Raw genomic sequence first — 22,106 nt, forward strand, 5'->3', positions numbered from 1 at the left:
CTGCGTCCTTGCCGGCCGGGAGCGAACGGTCGGCAGGCCAAAGCTCACCAGGGGACATGCAGTATTTCCAGCTTGGGCAGGCCGACCGGCCTGATGCCGAGGTCGTTGGCAAGGGCGCCGAAGCCTTCGGTCTCGATAAGATCGCGGTAGGGAAGTTCGGGGAAACGAAGGCCGCCACGATGCAAAGCGGCATCGACGAGAAGCATGGTTCCGCCGACCGCATCGAGACCGATGATGTCGAGATGCCTGACATCGCTGAGATGGAGGCGGCCCTGCGATTGCAGGGGTGGCTGGTAAAGCCCGCCGCGCATATGGCGATAGTACCGGTAGTCCCTTGTCGACCGCGTCGTGATGAAACTGTTGTGATCGAAGCTGGCGCCGCCGGCGATCTTCACGCAGTTGGGGACCGCGATGCGATGTCCGGTGGCGATCAGGCGGTTCAAGGCATCGCCGGGAAAACGCCAGACATCGGCATCAATCCACAGCGCCCAGTCGTCGTCGGCGTCCAGCCCATGATCGATCAGGTGGTTGCGCACCTTGGCAATGGTGCCGCGCCTGACGCGCTGCATGCGCGGCTTTGCCCGCTTTGTCCTGTCGAGGCTGGTGCCGACATGTTTCTGCAGCAGGACAATGCTCCGATATTGGCCGGACAATCGAGCCGTTGCCTCCTGCAGCCTATCCCAGCTTCCGTCGACGCTGTCGCCTTCGCAGAACACCAGCTTGATCCGGTCCTTGGGATAGTCCAGCGTCTGCAGGAGGTCGAGGAACGGCTGGATATGCTCGGCCGCGTCGCGAAGCGGCACCAGGACGGCAATGTTCTGGCCAGATGGCGACGATGCCAGAAGCGCCGACTGGCTGACACTTGCCCTTGCCGTGGCCTCATCCAGATGGGCGCCTCGCGTCACATGATACCAGCCACGGTAGAGATGATTGCGCAGCCTGGTGCCCCACCCCGGCGCTGGTTCCGGTGTCCACCAAGTGCCCGCCCAATGATGAATGGACAGCGTTGTTCCCCTGTCTGGCTCTCTCGATCCGGCCGAATCCACCGGGGAGAACAGCGTCGGGGGATGTATGACGAAGGCCTTCTGGTCGCCATAGCCGCGCTGGGCCGATGTCAGCAGGCAAGGGCCGGTCGCGTCGAGCACGTCCTTGGCCTGAGCCAGTCCGGGCAACAGCGACAGTACATGCAGCCAGAAGGGATGCCTGGGCGGGCTCGCAATCGTTCCGTTGAAGAGCAGATAAGGCAGGCCGCGGAATTCCGCCTGGACGCTTGTGTGCGAAGCGGGTTCCTTGCACAGCACGATGCGGTCCTCGCCCATAATCGGATCGAAAGGGGCGACGCATTCACAGTCGATGTCGGCATAGACCCCACCGAAATGATAGAGAAGCAGGTAGCGCGCCGCGTCGGCGCGCAGCACGCCGCTCGGGTAGCCGCAGAAGGTCGGCAGGAAATCCGGATAGTGCTCGGCGATGAATTCCAGCAGCTTCCGATCGTTCCAGAATAGGAATGTCCAGTCCGGGTTGTGCCGCTTCCAGCTCTCGACATAGGCTTGGAAACGGGCCGGAACGACGTCGTTCTTCCACGTCTGGTGAAGGATCGGTGGGATCATGCGCCAGCCTCGTCCAGTCCCAACCCGTCGCGGACGGCATTGCGGATGGCGCGCGCGCCGAACCTTGCCCATACCGCTTGATGCGCGCGGATGCGCTGGCGTGCCCTGCGGTCGGTGTCCAGGCATAGTCCGACAGCCAGGTCGGCAAGCCCCTCATCGGTATCCGACAGCAGCAGCTCCTCCTTGTCGATCAGGTCCAGACCCTCGGCCGCCAGCGGCGTCGCGATCACCGGCACGCCCCAGGCCATCGCCTCTAGGATCTTGATGCGCGTGCCGCCGCCTGCCGCAAGCGGCACGATGCTGAGATGCGCCCTGGACAGGAGCGGCGCCACGCTTTCGGGGTCTTCGACGAGCTCCACGCCAGGCAATCCAGCCAGCGCCCGCACGGCGGGCTTCGGGTTGCGTCCGGCGAGAACCAGTGTCGCGGCCGGCAAGGCCCGTCGGATGCGCGGCAATATGGAGCCGGCCAACCGCCCGACGGCATCGACGTTTGGCGGATAGCCGAGATGGCCGATAAACAGGATCACCGGAAAGCCGTTGCCGGTCCCCGGCTCGGCAGGCGGCGTTTCGGGACTGTACCCGGCGTGGGGAATTCCGTTCGGAACGACATCGATCGGCACGGTGTGCCGGGAAAGCGCCATCAGCCTTTCGCGATCCTGGTCCGAGCAGACCCAGACCCTGTCGACAAGGGCAAGCGCCTTTCGCTCCAGGCGCCTGATGCCAAGGCCCGCGGTGATCGTCGCCACGGCAGGTCGCTTCGCATCGACGCGCCGCAACTGTTCCGCCAGGTCGGACTCGACATTGTGCATGTCGAGGATCAGCTGTTCCGTAAGCGCCCGCAAAGGCCGCAGCAGCTTGAACAGGCCGATGCCCTCGACCAGCACGGTGTCCGGGCGGAAGTCTCGAACCAGTGTCTCCAGCCGCGTCAACGCAGAGCGCGAAATGCGATGCTCCGCCCTTATGCGCCACCAGCCGATCGAGCCGGATCGGGCCTCCCCCTCGATCGACAAGGCTTCAATACGGATCGACGGATCTGCTGCTTTCGCAGCCTGCGGCCGCACCGACACCAGGCAGACCGGGCCGAATTCCGCTGCCGCCTCAGCGTTGCGTAAGTTTCTGAGATCAGCGCCCGAGACAGCGGGGAAGGCTGGATCGTGGCACAACACCAGCGTGCGCCCTACCCCAAGGATCGGGACGGGGACTCTGGCGGGTCTCTCAATCATGGTTCCGACACGAATCCGGGCGTCATATTGCAGTGCCTTCCAGCTTCGACCGATCGTGTTGTGTGCACGAACGGCACGCATCATGCCAGCCGCATCCATGAACATCCTATGTTTGATCAGTTGCCTTGAAATCCGTTGCGCTATCCAGGATTTTCTCCATTGGAGAACGTCCCTCGCCACCCCGCAAGCGGCAAGCGTGTCCAGTTCGAGCGCTATAGCCAGAAATGTGCGGCGCGGCGCCTGGACGAAACGCTTGGCCATCCTTGCCTCGTCGTGATGGTAGAGCAGAACCGGGGTGGAGACGGTTGCCACATTCGAGCGCGCAAGCAGGGCCGCCCAATAGCATGTGTCCTCGTCGAGACCGGTCGTCTGCGGAAAGCGGACGGTGGCCGTTGCCGAGGTTGCGACCAATGCGCTGCCCATGGCGATAGGCCATACATCGTTGAGAAGGTATCGCCGCGCGTTCAGGGCCCGGTCATCGGTGTATCCATGCGGCACCTTGAGTTTGTCCGGCCGCCCTCTGGTCCGGCGAATACAAGCTCCTATCGACAGCCCGGCGTCGGGATTGCGCTTGAGCGCATCCTGCAACAGCGTCAGCCCTCCAGCCATCACCTCGTCGTCGGCATCAAGGAAGAATATGGATTTCCCGCTGGCGCGGGCGATGCCGGCGTTGCGTGCAGCGCCGGCGCTGCCGAGCCGGACGACCACGACCTCCAGCGGCAGCCCGTATTTTCGGGCGCTGTCGAGTGCAATGGCCGCGGTCTGATCGTCGGAGCCGTCATCGATGACAAGAATTTCGCCGATCAGATAACGGTCGGGCACCAGACTTCGCAAGGTGGCGTCAATGGTGGCGGCGGCGTTCCGTGCCGGAATGATGACAGTGACGTCCCGCACGACCATGATCACTTCTGCTCGAAGGAACCGCGGTTCAGCATGCGGTTATAGAAATCCTTTAACGGCGATACAGGTCGGAGTGAAAGACTGGCGAGGCTATCGATCAGCTTGGGTTCGATGTCGAATGGCGACTGGTTCTTCAACCAGCTGTAGCATGAGCCGTCCTTGAGAACGGAAGGACTGCCAACCACATAGCCACCGAGCCCCTTGGCGTGACCGATCCGGCGCAGACCAAAATGCAGACTGGATGAAACGATCGGCTCTCGCGTCCTCAGATAGACGTGAAATCCGTTCGGCGACTTTGCAACCGGTGTGCGGCCGGCGAGTTCCATGTGCATGCTCGTCCAACTTCGATAGCCGACAACGTCATCGAAATCGAGGATGAGGAGATTGGAAAATCCGCCCAATATCCCGATATTCCCCACGAATTTTTGAAACCAGCGCTCAATGTCATCGCAGGTCGGCGGCTTTTGTGAAAGCTGAAAGGCAATCGATCTGAATGCCAGTTCCTTCAAATCTTTTCGCCGGGTCTGCAAATGCAGCGGATCGTATTCCATCGCCTGGAGATCAAGGTGTTTGCCGCCGGCCCGGAGCGGCAAGCAAATGTAACCCTTGGCCAAGAGCTCGATTGCATATTCGGTCCATATTACAGGCTGCATCGACTGTTCCGCGGCCGAAAAATGTCATTCCAATCTTCTTTAGCCGAACAGGGTCCTCGTCAAGTGCCGAGTGCAACACTTTGGTCGTGCTCAAGCGATGCGCCTCCGTCTCAAACACGTCATCTTCTGGACCGCTCCAGCCAACGCGTCGTGACATGTCTCCAGAATGATGTGAACCGCGTTCGCCTGTATGCGTCGGCGGCCATCTTTATGCCTTGTGCCTGCGTCGGGAAGGGATGGATGACGTCGGCCAGCGCGAGCAGGCCCATGCCCGACTTGATCGCCAGCGACACTGCATTGATCATCTCGCCGGCATGGCTGGCGACGACCGTGGCACCCAGGATGCGGTCGGACCCCTCCCGGACGTGGATTTTGACAAAACCCTCTTCTTCGCCGTCCATCACCGCACGGGCGACATCGTGCATCAGCACCGTATAGGTCTTGACCGGAATGCCGTTCTGGCGCGCCTCCGCCGGATAGAGCCCGACATGGGCGATCTCCGGATCGGTGTAGGTGCACCACGGAATGACCAGTTCGCTCAGTTTACTGCGTCCAAGAAACAAGGCGTTGTGCACGACCATGCGGGCCGTCGCCTCGGCGGTGTGGGTAAATTTGTAGGCGAGGCAGACGTCGCCCGCCGCATAGATGCGCGGATTGGTGGTCCGGAGATAATCGTCCACTTTGATGCCGTCGGCATCGTATGCCACCCCGGCGTTCTCCAGGTCGAGACCGTCGACATTGGGCGAGCGGCCGATGCCGGTGATTATCTCGTCGACGGAAATCGTCGTCGTGATCTCGTCGTGTACCAGGTCGGCGAGCTTCTTTCCGCCTGCTGTCCGCACCGCCACCATCTCGGTGTTGAGGCAAACCTCGATCCCCTCGCGCGCCAGCGCGTCGGAAAGGATCTGGGCGGCGTCGCGTTCCTCGCCGGGCAGGAACATCGGCTCCCGCTGCGCCAGGATGACTTTCGCACCCAGCAAACGGAAGGCCTGCGCCGCCTCGCAACCGAGCGGTCCGCCGCCGATGACCAGAAGCCGCTTCGGGCACTCTGTGAGATCGAACATGGTTTCGTTGCTGAGATAGCCGGCTTCGGCGAGCCCCGGGATCGTCGGCAGCCTCGGGCGCGCGCCTGTCGCGATCAGCGCCTTCCTGAAACGCAGCGTCTTGCCCGCCACCGTGACCGCGTCCGATCTGGAAAACTGTGCTTCGCCGAAAAAGACATCGATGCCTTTCGCCGCGATGGTTGCGGCGGCATCGGCACGGCTGATCCGCTGCCGGATTTGCCGCATACGTGTCATTGCCCGCTGAAAGTCGACGTGAAGACGGTCCGGCGTGTCACCGCCGAGATTCTCGGCATCGCGCATATCTGCATAGAGCCTGGCCGTGCGGATGATCGATTTCGACGGGATGCAGCCGACATTGATACAGGTCCCGCCGATCAGGTTGCGCTCGATGAGCGCAACCTTTGCACCGAGGCCGGCCGCTTCGTGGGCGGCGGTCAGCCCGGCCGGCCCGGCACCGATGACGACGAGGTTGTAGGGACCGTCCGGCTCTGGGTTCTGCCAGTGCGGCGGATGGGCGCTCTTGATCAGTTCGAGGTCGTTGCTGTCGACGGGGAAGGCGCGAGCCCTGGTTCGGTCACGCGCCATCGCCGCCACCTGACGCCGGGCTTACCGGCTGAGACAGCCAGCCGCCGCTGAATCCGGCCTTGCGCAGGCCGTTGCGGATATGCTGATTGGACCGCATCAGCTTCCAGATCAGCCCTGACCGATGGTTCTCGATCATCATCACCACGATGCCCTGGTCCAGCCCGTAGTGGCCTTCCGACACCCAGCCGTGCCGGCCGAATGTCCGCCGGTTCGCCAATGTCGGATTGAAGCCGCTCGGCAGCCGGAAATTATCGATCACCTCGGGATAGCGATCTCCAAGATGGCGCAAGGCCGCCAGGCAAATGTCCGGCGCGAAAGGCAGCGACGCCGGATAGGACCATGGGGCGATCGTCCCGTCATCCGGCCCGAACGGCGCGCCGCGCGCCGCATAGCCGGAAAACCGGCGGCGGTGTCGCTCCACGCTGGTGCGAAAGCCGCCTGGGCCGTCGCCCGCCGAAAGTCCCCACAAATTCTCGTCGTAGCCGCCATAGCCGTAAGGATTGTGGCGCGCATAGTCGCGGTGCAGGTAGGTCGAGCGGCGGCTGTTTTCGAAATAATCCGAGTTCTTCTCGCGCATGAAAGCGTCGCGGATGCCGGCGAAGTCGATCCAGGCATGCGAGAACTGGTGCATGAACAGCGGACCGCCATAGAGCACGTCGTAGCCGTAGATGTTTTCCCACTGGTAGGTCGCCGTCCAGCCCTCGTAGCTGTCGTCCGAGGTCGGGCTGTCGGGCGAGGCCATCGACAGGACGTAGAGGATCGTCGCTTCGTTGTAGCCTTCCCAGCCATAGTGGAGAAAGCCGCTCTTCGGCTTCCAGCCCTGCCGGAGCGTCGGGCCTGAGCCTTGCGCCCACCGCCAGTCGACGCGCCGGTACAGCGCCTCGGCTCGTTCCCGGATCTCGGCTTCCTCCTCATCCTCGCCGGAGAAATAGGATGCCGCCACCAGCACACCGGCGATCAGCAACGCAGTATCCACCATCGACAGTTCGCAGCGCCAGACGCGCAGGCCGGTCCGCATGTCGAGGAAATGGTAGTAGAAACCCTTGTGGCCGGTGACGTCGTCGCCATTGCCCTGCCGGCTGGTCGAGAAGAAGCGCAGCGCGGCAAGCGTCAGCTTCACCGCCGCTTCGCGGGCCATCCACCCACGCTCGACGCCGATCGGATAGCAGGACAGGGCGAAACCGACAACGGCGATGCTGGCCGGCCAATTCGGCCGCGACGTATCGGCGACCAGTCCGTTTTCCGGATTCACATTCTCGAGGAAATAATCGAACGCGGCGCGCTGATAGCGCTCCAGAAGCTCGTCGTCGGACAGTGCGGCAGGCTCGGCTCTAAGCAAAAGAAGCAAGCTCCCGCCGGATGGCTGCATCCCGTGTCATGGTTTCCCGCTACCTTGTTGCGTCATCATCGATTCGACGTCTGGGACTATACGCCCGCCCGCTCCGGTCCGTTGCATCGTCACGCGGAATTGAGATTCGCTCTGCGTCAGTAGGTGGCGCGGCCGCCGGAAACGTCGAACACGGCGGCCGTCGTGAACGAACACTCCTCCGAGGCGATCCAGCAGATCAGCGCCGCCACCTCGTCGACCTCGCCAAAGCGCGCCATCGGTATCTTGGACAGCATGAAGTCGATGTGCTCCTGGCTCATCTGCTTGAAGATCGCGGTGCGCACCGCCGCAGGTGTGACGCAATTGACCGTCACCTTGGTCTTGGCCAGTTCCTTGCCGAGCGACTTGGTCAGGCCGATCACCGCGGCCTTGGACGTGCTGTAGGCGGAGGCGTTGGGATTGCCTTCCTTGCCGGCAATCGAGGCGATGTTGACGATGCGGCCATAGTTGCGCTCGAGCATGTGCGGCACGAGCGCCTTGTTGCAGTAGAAGACGCCGTTGATGTTGATGTCGATGACCTTCTGCCAATCCTCGCTCGAATAGTTCCAGGTCGTCATGTTGGGGCCGGTGATCGCCGCACTGGTGACCAGGATATCGACACCGCCAAGCGCTTCGATCGTCCGTGCGGCGGCATTTTCAACCCCCGCCGCATCGGCAACGTCCACCGCCACGCCGTGCAGTCCCGGAATGACGGCCTTGGCCTGTTCGATCTGGGCAGGATCGCGATCCCAGACCGAAACCCGTCCGCCCTCTTCGACAATCCTCTGAGCCACCGCCAAACCGATGCCCGATGCGCCGCCGGTGATGACCGCCGCCCGATCGCTGAATCGTCCTGCAAAATTCATCGGCATCTGATTTCCCCCGTCACCTGAACCCGATGGACGATGGCGACGCACGGCCACCATACCATCGGCGGCGACTGTGCGGTCACCGCCAGGCAAGTTCAAGCCGGCATGCAGGCCGATCGTCTGGGCCAATCCCGTGCCGGGATCACACGGGATTTCCCTCGAGCACACTGCCCAGCGCTTTCACCATCGCCACCAGCGCCGGTCCGATTTCGGCATGCGCGCGGTCCTCGGTGATGATCTCGCCGATGCCGCCGCAGGTGACGGCAACAAGCGGCGAGCCGTCACGCGGGCGAAACGGCACGCCGACCGCATGGATGTAGCTGTGCCAGGCGCCGAACGACGTCACGTAGCCCTGGCGCGCATATTGGGCGATCGCATCGTCGATCGCAGCATGGATCATCGCTGCCTTGTCCGGCTCCGCCTCCTGCAAAGCCCGCACAAGGCCGGCGCGCTCCTGGGGTGAAAGGGCCGCCGCATAGGCCAGCCCCATCGATGTCTTCCAGATCGGCAGATAGGAGCCGGGATTGAGCCGCAGCGTAACAAGGCTCTCCGACCGGCAATTGGCCAGATAGACCATGTTGAGGCTGTCGCGCGTGCCGAGCGCCACCGCCGCACCGGTCAGGTCGGCCAGCGGCTGCATCAGCGGCCTGGCGACGTGAACGACGGCGCTGGAGCTGAGCGCTGAATAGCCGAGCGCCACGGTGGCCGGCCCCAGGCTGTAGCGGCCGAGATCCTTGTCGTAGAGGAGATAGCCGAGCGCGCTCAGAGTATAGGTGATGCGCGAAACCGTGGCTTTGGGCAGGCCGGTGCGGGCAATGATGTCCTGGTTGCCGAGCGAGGCGTCGCCCGGCCGGAAGGCGCGCAGGATGTCGAGCCCGCGCACCAGCGACGACGAAAGCTGCGCGCCTTCGCCTCCAAGTTCCGTCTCGTCCCTGGTCGCTCGCTTGCGCACGCTGGGTCTTTCTGGCGTCGTCGTCCGCCTGTCGGGCCGGTGCCGCCGGCACGGTCTGTCGTGTCTGGTCGAAAAATGAAATTAAATTCCATTAATATTGACAGCGGCTTTCGCGGACTGTCAATATGCTTGCATAGATGGCATGTCCCAGCGCCTTGTGCCATCTTACGAAGCCCCTCCTTGTGAAGGTAGCCACGTGTCTCGCTATATTTTGCGCCGGCTTATCGCAATGCCGTTTCTGGTGCTCGGCATCGTCACGATCGCCTTCCTGATCACCACGGTGACCAAGGGCGATCCGTTGACCGCCATTGTCGCCGAACAGCAGATGAGCAACCCGGAGGTGGTCGCCGCGGCCAAGGCGCGTTGGGGTCTCGATCGCCCTTTGCCGGAACGCTATATGATATATCTCAGTAATCTGCTCAGCGGCGATCTCGGCACCTCCTTCATCACCAAGCGCAATGTCGGCACCGACATTCTCTACCGCTTGCCGGCAACGCTCGAACTGGTTTTCGCCGCGATGATCTTCGGCACCACGCTTGGCATCGTGCTTGGCGTGTTGGCCGCCTATTTCCGCAACAGCCTGATCGACCACGGCGCGCGGCTGTTCGCCCTGTTCGGCTCGTCGCTGCCGGTGTTCTGGTCGGGGCTCAGCCTGTTGTTCATTTTCTCGGTCATGCTGAACTGGCTGCCGGGGCCGGGCAGGGTTGATGCCCGGCTGGCATTGCCGCCCGGCATCACCGGCTTCCTGACCATCGATTCGCTGCTGGCTGGCGACTGGACCGTCTTTAAGGACGCACTCTGGCACCTGCTGCTGCCGGCTTTCGTCCTCGGCTGGACGGTTTCGGGCACCATATCGCGGCTGGTGCGCGCCAACATGCTGGACGTCATGAGCCGCGAGTTCGTGCTCACCGCGCGCGCCAAGGGGGCGAGCGAATTTCGCGTCGTCATTGTCCACGCGTTGCGCAACACGATGGTGCCGACCCTGACCGTCATCGGCTATTCCTTCGCCTATCTGATCACCGGCGCGGTGCTGACCGAAACCATCTTTTCCTGGCCCGGCATGGGCTCCTATGCCGTCGAGGCGGCCCGCGCGCTCGACTTCCCGGCAATCATCGGCGTCACCATCGTCGGCGGTCTGGCCTTCCTGGTCACCAACCTCATCACCGACATACTCTATGTCGTGGCCAATCCGCGCGTGAGATTGAGCTGATGTCGGCGGTCGCAACCAAATCCCGTTCCGACGCTGTTCCCGAATGGCTGACCGCGCCTTTGGTCATCGGCACGGTCGTCATCCTGTTCTGGCTGTTCATGACCGTGTTCGCCAATCTGGTCGTGCAGTTCGATCCGCTCGAAATGGTGACGCGCCGGCTGCAGCCGCCGAGCTGGGCGCACTGGCTGGGCACCGATGCGCTCGGCCGCGATGTGCTGGCCCGCACCTTGCACGGGGCGGCGCATTCGCTGCCGATCGCGGTTCTGGTCGTCGTCTCGGCCGTCGTTATAGGCTCGCTGCTCGGTGCGATCTCCGGCTTCGTCGGCGGCCTGACCGGTGCAGCGATCATGCGGCTTGTCGACGTGACCCTGTCGTTCCCGCCGATGCTGCTGGCCATGGCCGTCGCGGCCTCGCTCGGGCCGGGCCTCGGCAACGCGGCCGTCGCCATGGTGCTGGTCTGGTGGCCGGTCTATGCCCGCCTGATGCGGGCGCAGGTGCTGGAGGTGAAGGAGCGCGAGCATGTCGAGGCGGCCATCGCCGCCGGCGCCAGGCCGCGCCGCGTGCTGTTCACGCACATATTGCCGCTTTGCTGGACCCCCGTGCTGATCAGCGCGACCATGGATCTCGGCCAGGTCGTGCTGCTTGCCGCATCGCTCAGCTTCATCGGTCTCGGCGCCACGCCGCCGACGCCCGAATGGGGCTCGATGATCTCCGATGGCGCCGTCCATTTCTATCAGTGGTGGATCGCCTTCGGTCCCGGCGTCGCCATCCTCACCATCGTGCTCGGCTTCAACTTCATCGGCGACGGCTTGCGCGACATTCTCGATCCAAGGTCGGACTAGGCGATGAGCGCACAGATATCTTCGGCGCGACCGGGCGCGATCAACAGCGCCATTGACCGCGAGCCGCTGCTGTCCATACGCGGCCTGCGGGTCGGGTTCCGGCGGGCGGGCGATCAGTTCGAGGCGGTGCGCGGCATCGACCTCGATGTCGCCAAGGGCGAGGTGGTCGGCATTGTCGGCGAGTCCGGCTCGGGCAAGTCCGTCGGCATGCTCGCCGCGCTCGGCCTAACCTCCAAGAACGCGGTGGTCACCGGCTCGGTCCGCTTCAACGGCGACGAACTGGTCGGCAAATCGTCACGCGAGATGCGCAAGATCAGGGGCGCGCGCATCGCTATGATTTTTCAGGACCCGCTGTCCTCACTCAACCCGGTGATGACCGTCGGCGCGCAGATCGCCGAGGCGGTCAGGCTGCATCAGCGCGTGACGCGCAAACAGGCGATGGCGCGCGCCGTGGAATTGCTCCATCTGGTGGCGATCCCGCAGCCGGAGCGCCGGGTCAACCAGTATCCGCATGAATTCTCCGGCGGCATGCGCCAGCGCGCCGTGATCGCCATGGCCGTCGCCAACGATCCCGACCTGTTGATCGCCGACGAGCCGACCACGGCGCTCGATGTCACCGTGCAGGCGCAGATTCTGTCGGTGTTGCGCTCGCTCCAGGAGCGGCTCGGCCTTGGCCTGGTGCTGATCACCCATGATCTCGGCGTCGTTGCCGGTCATGCCGACCGCGTCGCGGTCGTCTATTCCGGCCGCGTCGTCGAACAGGCTGGCGTGTCTGAGCTGTTCGCCGATCCGCGCCACCCCTACACGCGTGGCCTCATCGCCTCGATCCCCAACCTTGAGGAAAGCCGCGAGCGGCTGTTTTCGATCGACGGCTCGCCGCCCGCACTTGGGCGCTTGCCGGGCGGCTGCGCCTTCCATCCGCGCTGCATCTATGCCGAGGCACGCTGCCGGACCGAGGATCCGCCGCTGCACGATATAGGCGGCCGGTTTTCGGCCTGTCATTTCGCGACGACCTTGCCGCCCTTCCACAGCGCCTCGATGGCGGCGGCAAGTCTGGACAGTGCAAGCGTGGCCCCATGAGCGCAGCGGAGCAACTCCAGGCAGAAACCAAACCGGCGCCGGCATTGTCGGTTCGCCATCTCGTCAAGGACTTTCCAGTTCGCGGCGGCCTCGTCTTCGACCGCGCCGTTGCCCATGTCCGTGCGGTCGCCGATGTCTCGTTCGACGTAGCACCTGGCGAAACGCTGGGCCTAGTCGGTGAATCCGGTTGCGGCAAGTCGACCCTCGGGCGCTGCCTGATGCGGCTGATCGAGCCAACCAGCGGCGAAAGCTGGTTCCGTGGCCGGAACCTGCTCGCCCTCAACCACGAGGACATGCGCCTGATGCGGCGCTACATCCAGCTGGTCTTCCAGGATCCGTACGGGTCGCTGCATCCGCGCATGTGCATTGCCGACAACATCGCCGAGCCGCTGCGCATGAGCGAAATGTCGGCGGCCGACCGCCGCGCGCGCGTCGCCGAACTGCTCGAACTGGTGCGGCTCAATCCTGAGCATGGCAAGCGCTATCCGCACGAACTGTCCGGCGGCCAGCGCCAGCGGGTGGTTATCGCCCGGGCGCTTGCGCTGAACCCGCAAGTGGTGATCCTCGACGAGCCGGTTTCGGCCCTCGACGTTTCGGTGCAGGCCGGCGTGCTCAACTTGCTCAAGGATATCCAGCAGTCCTTCGGCACATCCTATCTGTTCATCGCCCATGACCTCTCGGTCGTGCGTCACATCTCGCATCAGGTCGCGGTGATGTATCTCGGCAAGATCGTCGAGATCGCGCCCGCGGCCGAACTCTATTCCAGGCCGCTGCACCCCTATACCCAGGCGCTGCTGTCGGCTGTGCCGCTCGCCAACCCCGAGAAGGAGCGCAAGCGCGAGCGGATCGTGCTGACTGGCGATGTGCCGAGCCCGCTCAACCCGCCATCCGGCTGTCGCTTCCGCACGCGCTGCTTCAAGGCCCAGGCGATCTGCGCTGCCGTCGAACCACCGCTCGATCCGGCTGGTGGTCCGCATCGCGTCGCCTGTCATTTTCCGGAGCCGGTCAACACTTTCAGGGCTGTCTGACAACCCTGCGAGACAACAGCCGAATTACCCGTGAAGGATTCTGATTTGACCGAAAACCAACCCAGAAATGCCGGTGCGGCAGGCCACGAGCGCCTGCCGCTCGAAGGCATCAAGGTTCTCGATCTCTCGCGTGTGCTCGCCGGTCCATGGGCGACGATGAGCCTTGCTGACCTCGGCGCCGAGGTCTGGAAGATCGAGAACATTGACGGCGGCGACGACACCAGGGCGTGGTCGGTACCGAGCTACAAGGGTGTCTCGACCTACTATCTCTGCGCCAATCGCGGCAAGCAGAGCATTGCACTCGACATGAAGAGCTCTGAGGGGTTGGCGATCGTGCGCGAACTTGCGGCCAAGGCCGACATCGTCGTCGAGAATTTCCGCTCCGGCACCGCCGATCGCCTTGGCGTCGGTTTTAAGGAACTCAGTGCCTCAAATCCGGGCCTGATCTACTGCTCGATCTCCGGCTACGGCCAGACCGGCCCCGATGCCGGACGGCCCGGCTATGATTTCGTCATGCAGGCCGAAAGCGGCCTGATGGCCATCACCGGCGAGAGCGATGGCGAACCGATGCGTGTCGGCGTCGCCATCACCGACATCGTCTGCGGCATGGTCGCCACGCAGTCGATCCTGGCAGCGCTATACGAGCGCGCGACGACCGGCAAGGGTCAGTTCCTCGACCTGTCGCTGATCGACTGCGCGCTCAGCCTGCTGATCAATGTCGGCAGCGGTTACCTCAACACCGGGCGCGAGGTCGCCCGCTACGGCAATGCCCATCCGACGGTTGTTCCCTATCAGATATTCGATGCCTCCGATGGCGGCTTCGCTCTGGCCGTAGGCAACGACCGCCAGTTCGCGGCGCTGTGCGTGCAGGTTGTGGACTTGCCAGATCTGGCCAAGGATCCGCGCTTCATCAAGGCAGGGGCGCGTGCCACCAACCGCGAGGCGCTGATCCCGCAGCTTGCCGCCGTCTTCAAGGCCAGGACGCGCGACCACTGGATGGCAGCCTGTGCCGCCGCCAGCGTGCCGGCCGGCACGGTCAAGTCGATACCGGAAGTCTTCGACAGCCCCAACGTGCGCGAGCGTGGCCTCGTCCAGACCTTGCCGCATCCGCATCTCGGCTCCGTCGCCATGGTGCGCCCGGCACAGGGGCTGGCCGCGCAGTTGACCGCCGACTTCACCGCGCCGCCGATGCTGGGACAGGACACGCAATCCGTGCTGGCCGACGTACTCGGCTACAGCGCCGAGACCATCGACCAACTGATCGGCACTGGGGCCGTCGGCGTCTATACGCCGGCCGCCGAGCCTATCCCCGCCTGATCTACAGGGAGTCTGACATGTACAAGAACGTGCTGCTGCACATCCACGGCGCGTGGCGCCCGGCCCGAGACGGCCGCACCATGGCGATCGTCAATCCGTCCACGGAGGCCGAACTCGGCTCGCTCGCTCATGCTGGTATCGACGATCTCGACGAGGCGCTCGCTGCCGCCGCCAAAGGGTTCGAGGCCTGGCGGCGCGTCTCGCCCTTCGACCGCTCCAAGCTGATGCGCAAGGCCGCCATCATCCTGCGCGAGCGCAACGAGCACATCGCCACGCTGATGACGCTGGAACAGGGCAAGCCGATCGCCGAATCGCGCATGGAGGCCTTTGCCGCCGCCGACATCATCGAGTGGTTCGCCGAGGAGGCGCGACGTTCCTATGGCCGCATCGTGCCGGCGCGTCTTGAGGGTGTCAGCCAGTCGGTGGTCAAGGAACCTGTCGGCCCTGTGGCCGCCTTCACACCGTGGAACTTTCCACTCAACCAGGCGGTGCGCAAATTGTCGGCCGCAATTGCCGCCGGCTGCTCGATCATCATCAAGGGACCGGAGGAAACACCGGCCTCGCCCGCCGAACTGGTGCGCGCCTTCGTCGATGCCGGCCTGCCCGACGGTGTCTTGAACCTCGTCTATGGCACGCCGTCCGAAATCTCCACCTATCTCATTCCGCATCCGGTGATCCGCAAGATCTCGTTCACCGGCTCCACGCCGGTCGGCAAGCAACTGGCGTCTCTGGCCGGACTGCACATGAAGCGGGCGACGATGGAGCTCGGCGGCCACGCACCAGTGATCGTCCTGCCCGACGCCGATCTCGACCGCGCCGCGCGCTCGATGGTTGCATCCAAATTCCGCAATGCTGGCCAGATTTGCGTCGCGCCGACGCGCTTTCTTGTCGATCATGCGATCTATGACGATTTCGTCGGCCGCTTCGCCGAGGCGACGCGCCAGATCAAGGTCGGTGACGGTCTTGCCAAAGGCACGACCATGGGACCGCTCGCAAACCCGCGCCGCGTGCAGGCGATGGAGGAACTGGTCCACGACGCCGTGCAGAAAGGTGCGGAACTCGTCATCGGCGGCAAGCGCATCGGCAATTCAGGCTATTTCTTCGAGCCGACCATCCTGTCGGGTGTGTCGACCGACGCCCGCGCCATGAACGAGGAGCCGTTCGGCCCGCTGGCGATGATGACCCCGGTCAATGGACTGGATGAAGCGCTGGCCGAAGCCAACCGGCTGAACTACGGCCTTGCCGCCTATGGCTTCACCCGCTCGGCGGCGAGCGCGGCAAAGATGTCGTCCGGCATCGCCAGCGGCATGGTGTCGATCAACCATTATGGCCTGGCCCTGCCGGAGGTGCCGTTCGGCGGCATCAACGATTCCGGCAATGGCACCGAGGGCGGCGCCGATGCGCTGGAGAGCTACCTCAACAGCAAGTTCGTGTCGCACCTGCAGGTCGACTGAGCAGGCCGCTGTCGTTTGCGGTGCATATCGTTCTCCCAAGACCGCTGCGCATCTTTGGGCGACATGCACTACTTCTGCTGGCCGTAATTCTTGTAGCGCCCGCGAATGGCGGCGAGCTCGGTGCCCTCGATCAGCACCGGCGTGCCGGCGCTGCGCGCCAGAAGATACTGCCGCGCCAGGGTTTCCAGCTTGACGGTGCGGACGAGCGCCGTGTCGAGATCGCCGCCGAAGGCGATCATGCCATGATTGGCGAGCAGGCAGGCCGTGCGGCCCTTGAGCGCCACGACGGCAACCCTGGCCAGTTCGCTTGACGCGAACAGCGCATAGTCCGAGCAGCGCACATCATCGCCGCCGAAGCCCGCCACCATGTAGTGGAACAGCGGCAGCGGCTCGCGCAGGCACGACAGCGCCACGCAATGGTCGGGATGGGCATGCACGACGGCGTCGGCCTCTGGAAAAGCCTTGTAGATCTCGGCATGCATCTCCCATTCGCTCGACGGCCGGAATGCGCCCCCCCAGGATCCATCGAACTGCATCGCCACCATCTGCTCCGGCCGCAAAGCGCTCGTGGCTATTCCCGTCGGCGTGATCAGCATGCCGCTTGTCGTGCGTACGCTGATGTTGCCGGTGGTGCCGACATTCATCCCGCTGGCGTCCAGCGTCTCAGTCGCGGCGATCAGCCGGGCGCGAGCGGTCTCGGTATCCATCACGATACTTTCCCTGTCGTGGCCCTTGAAGGGGGCCATGTGTCGATTGCCGGCGCAATAGTGCTCGGGCGTTTCATGTCTTGCAAAACTTCGGTGAAGATGTCGGGGCCGCCGAGCTTTCCCGATTTCAGCATCAGCGCCAGTGGGTCAGATGGCAGGCCGGGGAGGTGGGCGACGGCGCGCGACAGTCCGGGGCCTTCATAGGCGCCCATGGCGATCCGGTCGATGCCGAGCGCCTTGACCACCGAACCGGCGGTCTCGCCGCCCGCGACGACCAGCCGGCGCACGCCGAGTTCGCGCACCAGGATCTCTGCAATCCCGGCCAGTATCTCTTCTGCCTTCGCCGCTACCACATCGCGACCGTGTGCCTGCTGCAGGGCTTCGACCGTCGCCTGTGGAGCGGTCGTGGCAATCGCGATCATCGCACCGGGCAAATGCCTCCGGGCGAAGGCACGTGCTTCGGCCACGACATCGGCGCCAGCAAAGGCGTTGGCAAGGTCGATTGTCAGCAATGGGTTATTCTCAGCGAAGCGTTCGAGCTGCTCGATGGTGCGGTCGGCGACGCTGCCGGCCAGCACCGCCGCTGGCCCTTCGATGGCCGGCAGGCTGGCGGCAAGGAGATCGCCTGAATTCAGCAATCCATGCATCAGCCAGGCCGGCGGCAGATGCGCTGCGACTGACGAATTGCCGGTCATCAGCGGCAGGTCGAAGGCGGCTTCCGCGATCGCCGCCAGGTCGCGCTCGCGGATCGTGTCGGTGAGCAGCAGCGTCTCGCCTCGCGCGGTCTGCTGGCGCACGGCGTTGCGTATAGTTTCAGCGCCGGAATCTACGACCAGGTACGGCACCAGCCCGACCTTGCCCTTGCTTTGCGCCTGCAGCACACGAACCAGATTGGAATCGGTCATCGGCGTCAGCGGATCGAAGCGCTTGGGCGATTCACCCAGCAACTGGACGCCACCGAACATATGCCCCTGATAGACGGTGCGGCCGGTTTCACACAGTGCCGGTGTGAACAGCGTCACGCCGCCGCCGAGCCGTTCGAGCAGCGCCTCGGCACAGGGGCCGATATTGCCGGCGGGTGTCGAATCGAAGGTGGCGCAGTATTTGAAGAAGATCTGCCGCGCGCCCGCTTCGACCAGCCGGTCAGCCGCTTCGAGCACCTGACGCACCGCATCGCTGGCCGCGATGACGCGGGTCTTCAGCAGGATCACATGGGCAAGATTGCCTGATGGGATCGGGGCGTTCAGTCCGACCGTGCATCCCGTCGGAATGCCGCGCGCCACCAGCATCGACGCCAGCTCGGTGCCGCCGGTCAGATCGTCGGCAATGGCGCCGAACAGCAGGGAAGGCATCGACGCGGTCATGCGGCCCGTCTCATGGCTGGCCGTTTCTGGGCTGCTCGTCTCATGTCGGTGGTCAGGCCATTCGTGGTATCATATACACAGCCCACGCGACGCAGGCGACGCCTGCGCTGTTGCAAGAACGGAGTGCGGATGTGACTGCTTCTATCGCGCCGATCGCGCGCGACAATTTGACGACGCGTGTCTATGAGGAGCTTCGCCGCGCCATGATGGAAGGCCGTTTCTGGCCGGGCCATCGCTTCAAGATCCGCGACCTCGCCGCCAGCCTTCAGGTGTCTGAGACGCCGGTGCGCGAGGCGCTGATGCAGCTGGTGCGCGAGAAAGGCCTGGAGATGGAGGCCGGCCGCTCGATCACCGTCGCCCAGCTGTCGCTGGCCCAGTATCTGGAGCTGCGCAGCATCCGGCTGCATCTCGAAGGCATGGCGGGTGCCGCGGCGACGACCCGCATCGAGCCGCGTGAGATCGACCGCCTGGCGGCCGTGCATGACAGGCTGATCGCCGACGAGGACAATGGCCGCTGGTTCGAAGCCGTCCGTGACAATTGGGAATTCCATCACTCGATTTACCAGGCGGCGCAAATGCCGGAGCTGCTGGCGATCATCGAAGGCATCTGGCTGCGCAACGGACCGCTGGTGAACTATCAATACCCGCATGCGAGGCCGACCTATGACGGCCGCCACCGGCACCTCGACATCCTCGATGCGCTGCGGGCGCGCGACGAGAACGGCGTGCGCAAGGGCATTCAGCAGGACATGATCGAAGGCGGCCGCCTGCTGGTCAAGGTTCTCGAACGGTTGAACGACGGTGCGGTCACGCCCGAGGAACTGCGCCGCGCGGCGCAGAACGGCCGACTGGTGTCGGCCGCCGGCTGAGCGAATTTCTTCCCTCCTCCGCATGCGCCGGTCACGCCACCTGCGCGGCTGCGACCATGCCGGCATCGGCAGCCTGCAGGGCGAGATCGATGTCTTTTTCGGTGTGCGCGGCGCTCAGGAACATGTTGTGCCGGGGATGGAAATAGGCGCCTTCGCGCAACGCCGCCGAGCAGAAGGCGCTCGCCAGCTTGAACTCTGTATCGCCATCGAAAAGCACCATCGGCATCGACGCCGGACCGGTCTGGCGCAGCGACAGGCCATGCTTCTTCGCTGCCGCATCGAGGCCTGAGCGCAGTCTGTCGCCGGCCTGCGTCATGCGGGCAATCGCATCGGTATCGCGCAGCGTGTTGATGGTGGCGATCGCGGCGGCCATGGCGACGGCGCCATACCAGAACGACCCCGTCAAATAGACCTTGGTCGCGGCCTCGCGGAACCGGTCGGTGCCGGTGATCGCGGCAAGCGGATAGCCATTGGCGATCGCCTTCGAGAAGGCGGACAGGTCCGGCCGTACGCCGAGCGGCTCCCAGCTGCCGGCGAGATCGATGCGGAAACCGGCCCTGACATCGTCGACGATCAGTGCTGCGTCGGCGGCGGTGGTGAGTTCGCGCGCCCGTTTGGCGAAGGCGGCGGTCGGCAATTCCTGGTCGCGGGCGATGTCGTGCCGGAAGGCGGTGACGACGACCGCTGCAAGATCATCTCCGGCCTGCTCGACGGCGGCCTCCAGGCCGGCAACGTCATTGTAGTCGAAATGGATCAGATGGGCGCGGTCCTCGGCGGTGACGCCGGCCAGTGATGGCGTGCACCACGGCACCGCGCCATGATAGGAGCCGCGCGCCACCAGAACCTTGCGCCGGCCGGTACCGGCACGCGCGATCGTCACGCAGGCCGTGGTGGCGTCGGTGCCGTTCTTCTGCAACATCGCCCAGTCGGCATGCGCGACGGTGTTGACCAGCAACTCCGCAAGCTCGACCAGTACCTCGCCCGGGCCGTTCATCGCATCGCCGAGGCGACGCTGCCGCTCGGCTGCGGCTTCGACCGCCTGGTGATGATGGCCGAGAATGTTGGGACCCCAGCTACACATCAGGTCGATGTATTCGCGCCCATCGACGTCCCAGACCCGGCAGCCGTCGGCGCGCTCGAAGAACTGCGGATAGGCGGAGCCGAGATAGCGCGTTGCCATGTGTCCCCACATGCCGCCCGGAATGACCGAGGCCGCACGCTCGCGCAGCAACTGGTCCTTGGAGTTGATCAGGGAAGGCATAGCGAGGTCTCCGTATTGATATATCATATATTTGTTTTGGTGCTGAAAGAACAGGATTTGCTGATCGTCCAGGATGAGGATGCGGGAGACGGCTGGCCGCCTCCCGCATCTTTTCGCTCAGTGGCTAAGCTCCGCCAGCGGCAGGTTGCAGCAGGCGCTGTAGCGCACGCCCTTGACGTCCGACTTGTAGGCCAGGATCAGGTTCGGGCTGATCAGCGGCAGGATGATCCTGTCCTTGATCATCTCCTCGCCGGCCTGGTGCCACAGCTTGGCGGCCTCGTCGCCGCTTGCCGCAAGGGCTGCCTTGTAGATATCAGCTTCCTTCGGATTGAGCACCGACGGGTCGCGCTCCGCGCCGGCGCGGCGCGACCACGGGCTGCCCTTGGTCATGGCGAAATAATCGATGTATTGCGACGTGCCGTAATAGTCCGGCGCGTAGAACACCGCCGTCATCGGGATGCCGTCGCCATTGACGCGTTCGCGCCAGTTGGCGAAGGGGATCGGTTGCAGGTCGAGCTTGATGTTGATCTTGGCCAGATCCTGCTGGACCTTCTGCATCAACAGCGAGAGATCGACGCCGTAGACGTTCATGCCCGGGAAGGCAGCTTCCATCTCAAAACCGTCGGCATGGCCGGCCTTGGCCAGAAGTTCCTTTGCCTTGGCGACGTCATAGGGCTGCGCCTCGAAGCCCGAGCCGCCGGGGAAGCCAAGCGGAATCGGCGCGCTGATCAACTGGCCCTCGGAGCCAATGGTGAAGTCCAGGATACTCGGACGGTCGAGGCCGAGCGAGATCGCCTCGCGCACTTCGGGCGTCAGGGGCACCTTGTTGGCCTTGGCGCCGGGCGACAGCGCCACATAGATGAAGTTGTAAGACGGCACGGTCTCGATCTTGACGTCGCTGCCGGTCATCGTCTTGGCCGTGTCCGGGTCGATCTGCATGGCGATGTCGGCGGTGCCGCTCTGCAGCATCTGCGCCTGCGCCACCGCGTCCTTGGTCTGGCGGATGACGACTTCGCTCAGCGCCGGCGCCGTGCGCCAGTATTTGTCATTTCGCGCCAGCCGCAGTTCCGAATTGGGCTCATAGGACTTCAGCACGAAGGGCGCGCTACCGGCCGAATGCGCCAGGAACCAGGCCTCGGCATTGTCCGTGGTCGAGGCGTCCGCATCGGCCTTGGCGCCGGCTTCGGAAGCGACCTTGCTGTTGACGACCGCTGCGTAGGGCGCCGCCGCGATGTTGAGGAATTCGGAGCTCGGCGCGACCATCTTGACGACGACCGTATGCGCGTCCGGGGTCTCGATCGAAGCCACATTGTCCATCAGGAACGAGGCGCTGCCCTTGAGGTTCTTCAGCCGCTCCCAGGACCATTTGACGTCCTTGGCCTCGACCGGCGAACCGTCCGAGAATTTGGCGGCCGGGTCGAGCGTGAAGGTGAAGCTGGTCTGGTCGGCATTGCCTTCCCACTTCGAGGCGAGCAGCGGGATCAGCTTGTTGTCCTTGTCCAGCGTCAGCAGCGATTCATAGACGCTGGAATTGTAGATCTGGCAGGTGTCGCAGAAGGCGCGGTGCGGATCGAGCGAGTTGAGGTCGATATTGCGCGCGATGACCAGCGGCTTGCTGTCCTGCGCGAACGTGGCCGGCGCCCAGAAGGCGCTGGTGGCCAGCAGCACGGCAGCCAGCATCGTCGCCCTGGTCTTGTTTCTCGGTAGGATGGTCATGTCAGTTCTCCCATTTTCTTGTCGGATCTTTGTGGC

The 22,106-nt window shown here is 64.2% G+C and carries 18 protein-coding genes; 7 read left to right on the plus strand and 11 right to left on the minus strand.

Annotated elements, in window-relative coordinates; genetic code table 11:
• Positions 1 to 44: 44 nt before the first annotated feature.
• From ASD99_RS02600 to ASD99_RS02630, 7 genes are all read right to left on the minus strand, one after another.
• Entirely contained in the window at positions 45 to 1,610 is a 1,566-nt protein-coding gene (locus tag ASD99_RS02600; protein ID WP_057142602.1) for a glycosyltransferase, read from the minus strand.
• A complete protein-coding gene (locus ASD99_RS02605) occupies positions 1,607 to 3,733 on the minus strand; it encodes a glycosyltransferase (protein WP_056589825.1) in 2,127 nt (708 codons plus the stop codon). The genes ASD99_RS02600 and ASD99_RS02605 overlap by 4 nt, the downstream gene beginning before the upstream one ends.
• 2 nt (positions 3,734 to 3,735) lie before the next feature.
• Entirely contained in the window at positions 3,736 to 4,347 is a 612-nt protein-coding gene (locus tag ASD99_RS02610; protein WP_244482905.1) for a bifunctional DNA primase/polymerase, read from the minus strand.
• Between the two features lie 158 nt (positions 4,348 to 4,505).
• Positions 4,506 to 6,035, minus strand: a complete 1,530-nt coding sequence (locus ASD99_RS02615; protein WP_056589831.1) for a mercuric reductase — start codon at positions 6,033 to 6,035, stop codon at positions 4,506 to 4,508.
• Positions 6,025 to 7,374, minus strand: a complete 1,350-nt coding sequence (locus ASD99_RS02620; protein ID WP_082583138.1) for a glucoamylase family protein — start codon at positions 7,372 to 7,374, stop codon at positions 6,025 to 6,027. The genes ASD99_RS02615 and ASD99_RS02620 overlap by 11 nt, the downstream gene beginning before the upstream one ends.
• A gap of 146 nt (positions 7,375 to 7,520) precedes the next feature.
• Positions 7,521 to 8,273 carry an SDR family NAD(P)-dependent oxidoreductase gene (locus ASD99_RS02625; protein WP_056590162.1) on the minus strand — a complete coding sequence of 251 codons (753 nt, stop codon included), beginning with the start codon at positions 8,271 to 8,273 and terminating at the stop codon, positions 7,521 to 7,523.
• A gap of 139 nt (positions 8,274 to 8,412) precedes the next feature.
• Entirely contained in the window at positions 8,413 to 9,222 is an 810-nt protein-coding gene (locus tag ASD99_RS02630; protein WP_056589837.1) for an IclR family transcriptional regulator, read from the minus strand.
• A 196-nt stretch (positions 9,223 to 9,418) separates the two neighbouring features.
• Between ASD99_RS02630 and ASD99_RS02635 the strand changes: the two genes are divergently transcribed.
• Genes ASD99_RS02635 through ASD99_RS02660 form a run of 6 tightly spaced genes read left to right on the plus strand, consistent with a single transcriptional unit; the run spans position 9,419 to position 16,153 of the window.
• Entirely contained in the window at positions 9,419 to 10,432 is a 1,014-nt protein-coding gene (locus ASD99_RS02635) for an ABC transporter permease (RefSeq protein WP_057142605.1), read from the plus strand.
• Positions 10,432 to 11,274 (plus strand): ABC transporter permease, encoded by an 843-nt coding sequence (locus tag ASD99_RS02640; protein WP_082583122.1) that lies wholly within the window; start codon positions 10,432 to 10,434, stop codon positions 11,272 to 11,274. The genes ASD99_RS02635 and ASD99_RS02640 overlap by 1 nt, the downstream gene beginning before the upstream one ends.
• A gap of 3 nt (positions 11,275 to 11,277) precedes the next feature.
• Positions 11,278 to 12,354 carry an ABC transporter ATP-binding protein gene (locus ASD99_RS02645; RefSeq protein ID WP_082583123.1) on the plus strand — a complete coding sequence of 359 codons (1,077 nt, stop codon included), beginning with the start codon at positions 11,278 to 11,280 and terminating at the stop codon, positions 12,352 to 12,354.
• A complete protein-coding gene (locus ASD99_RS02650) occupies positions 12,351 to 13,382 on the plus strand; it encodes an ABC transporter ATP-binding protein (RefSeq protein ID WP_057142607.1) in 1,032 nt (343 codons plus the stop codon). The genes ASD99_RS02645 and ASD99_RS02650 overlap by 4 nt, the downstream gene beginning before the upstream one ends.
• A 45-nt stretch (positions 13,383 to 13,427) precedes the next feature.
• Positions 13,428 to 14,699 (plus strand): CaiB/BaiF CoA transferase family protein, encoded by a 1,272-nt coding sequence (locus ASD99_RS02655; protein WP_056589849.1) that lies wholly within the window; start codon positions 13,428 to 13,430, stop codon positions 14,697 to 14,699.
• 17 nt (positions 14,700 to 14,716) lie between these two features.
• Positions 14,717 to 16,153, plus strand: coding sequence for an NAD-dependent succinate-semialdehyde dehydrogenase (locus tag ASD99_RS02660; protein ID WP_057142608.1), 1,437 nt, complete (start codon positions 14,717 to 14,719; stop codon positions 16,151 to 16,153).
• A gap of 68 nt (positions 16,154 to 16,221) precedes the next feature.
• Here ASD99_RS02660 and ASD99_RS02665 read toward each other — a convergent pair whose 3' ends face one another.
• The gene (locus ASD99_RS02665) at positions 16,222 to 16,860 is read right to left on the minus strand and encodes a class II aldolase/adducin family protein (RefSeq protein ID WP_057142609.1); all 639 of its coding nucleotides are present in this window, start codon (positions 16,858 to 16,860) and stop codon (positions 16,222 to 16,224) included.
• Complete coding sequence (gene otnK / locus ASD99_RS02670; RefSeq protein WP_082583124.1) at positions 16,860 to 18,224, minus strand: 3-oxo-tetronate kinase; 1,365 nt, start codon at positions 18,222 to 18,224, stop codon at positions 16,860 to 16,862. The genes ASD99_RS02665 and otnK overlap by 1 nt, the downstream gene beginning before the upstream one ends.
• Positions 18,225 to 18,355: 131 nt before the next feature.
• Between otnK and ASD99_RS02675 the strand changes: the two genes are divergently transcribed.
• On the plus strand, positions 18,356 to 19,093 hold the full coding sequence (locus ASD99_RS02675) for a GntR family transcriptional regulator (RefSeq protein WP_082525546.1): 738 nt from the start codon (positions 18,356 to 18,358) through the stop codon (positions 19,091 to 19,093).
• A gap of 31 nt (positions 19,094 to 19,124) precedes the next feature.
• Here ASD99_RS02675 and ASD99_RS02680 read toward each other — a convergent pair whose 3' ends face one another.
• The gene (locus ASD99_RS02680) at positions 19,125 to 20,354 is read right to left on the minus strand and encodes an aminotransferase class III-fold pyridoxal phosphate-dependent enzyme (RefSeq protein WP_082583125.1); all 1,230 of its coding nucleotides are present in this window, start codon (positions 20,352 to 20,354) and stop codon (positions 19,125 to 19,127) included.
• Between the two features lie 117 nt (positions 20,355 to 20,471).
• Positions 20,472 to 22,034, minus strand: coding sequence for an ABC transporter substrate-binding protein (locus ASD99_RS02685; protein WP_162256677.1), 1,563 nt, complete (start codon positions 22,032 to 22,034; stop codon positions 20,472 to 20,474).
• Positions 22,035 to 22,106 lie beyond the last annotated feature (72 nt).

This window comes from Mesorhizobium sp. Root695, from assembly GCF_001428185.1.
Taxonomy (GTDB): domain Bacteria; phylum Pseudomonadota; class Alphaproteobacteria; order Rhizobiales; family Rhizobiaceae; genus Mesorhizobium.

Bases quoted from the DNA above. Each gene is read 5' to 3' on its own strand.
- ASD99_RS02640 (WP_082583122.1), top strand. From the start codon at position 10,432: ATGTCGGCGGTCGCAACCAAATCCCGTTCCGACGCTGTTCCCGAATGG.
- ASD99_RS02600 (WP_057142602.1), bottom strand. From the start codon at position 1,610: ATGATCCCACCGATCCTTCACCAGACGTGGAAGAACGACGTCGTTCCG.
- ASD99_RS02645 (WP_082583123.1), top strand. From the start codon at position 11,278: ATGAGCGCACAGATATCTTCGGCGCGACCGGGCGCGATCAACAGCGCC.
- ASD99_RS02605 (WP_056589825.1), bottom strand. From the start codon at position 3,733: ATGGTCGTGCGGGACGTCACTGTCATCATTCCGGCACGGAACGCCGCC.
- ASD99_RS02615 (WP_056589831.1), bottom strand. From the start codon at position 6,035: ATGGCGCGTGACCGAACCAGGGCTCGCGCCTTCCCCGTCGACAGCAAC.
- ASD99_RS02685 (WP_162256677.1), bottom strand. From the start codon at position 22,034: ATGCTGGCTGCCGTGCTGCTGGCCACCAGCGCCTTCTGGGCGCCGGCC.
- otnK (WP_082583124.1), bottom strand. From the start codon at position 18,224: ATGACCGCGTCGATGCCTTCCCTGCTGTTCGGCGCCATTGCCGACGAT.
- ASD99_RS02665 (WP_057142609.1), bottom strand. From the start codon at position 16,860: ATGGATACCGAGACCGCTCGCGCCCGGCTGATCGCCGCGACTGAGACG.
- ASD99_RS02660 (WP_057142608.1), top strand. From the start codon at position 14,717: ATGTACAAGAACGTGCTGCTGCACATCCACGGCGCGTGGCGCCCGGCC.
- ASD99_RS02680 (WP_082583125.1), bottom strand. From the start codon at position 20,354: ATGCCTTCCCTGATCAACTCCAAGGACCAGTTGCTGCGCGAGCGTGCG.
- ASD99_RS02650 (WP_057142607.1), top strand. From the start codon at position 12,351: ATGAGCGCAGCGGAGCAACTCCAGGCAGAAACCAAACCGGCGCCGGCA.
- ASD99_RS02625 (WP_056590162.1), bottom strand. From the start codon at position 8,273: ATGCCGATGAATTTTGCAGGACGATTCAGCGATCGGGCGGCGGTCATC.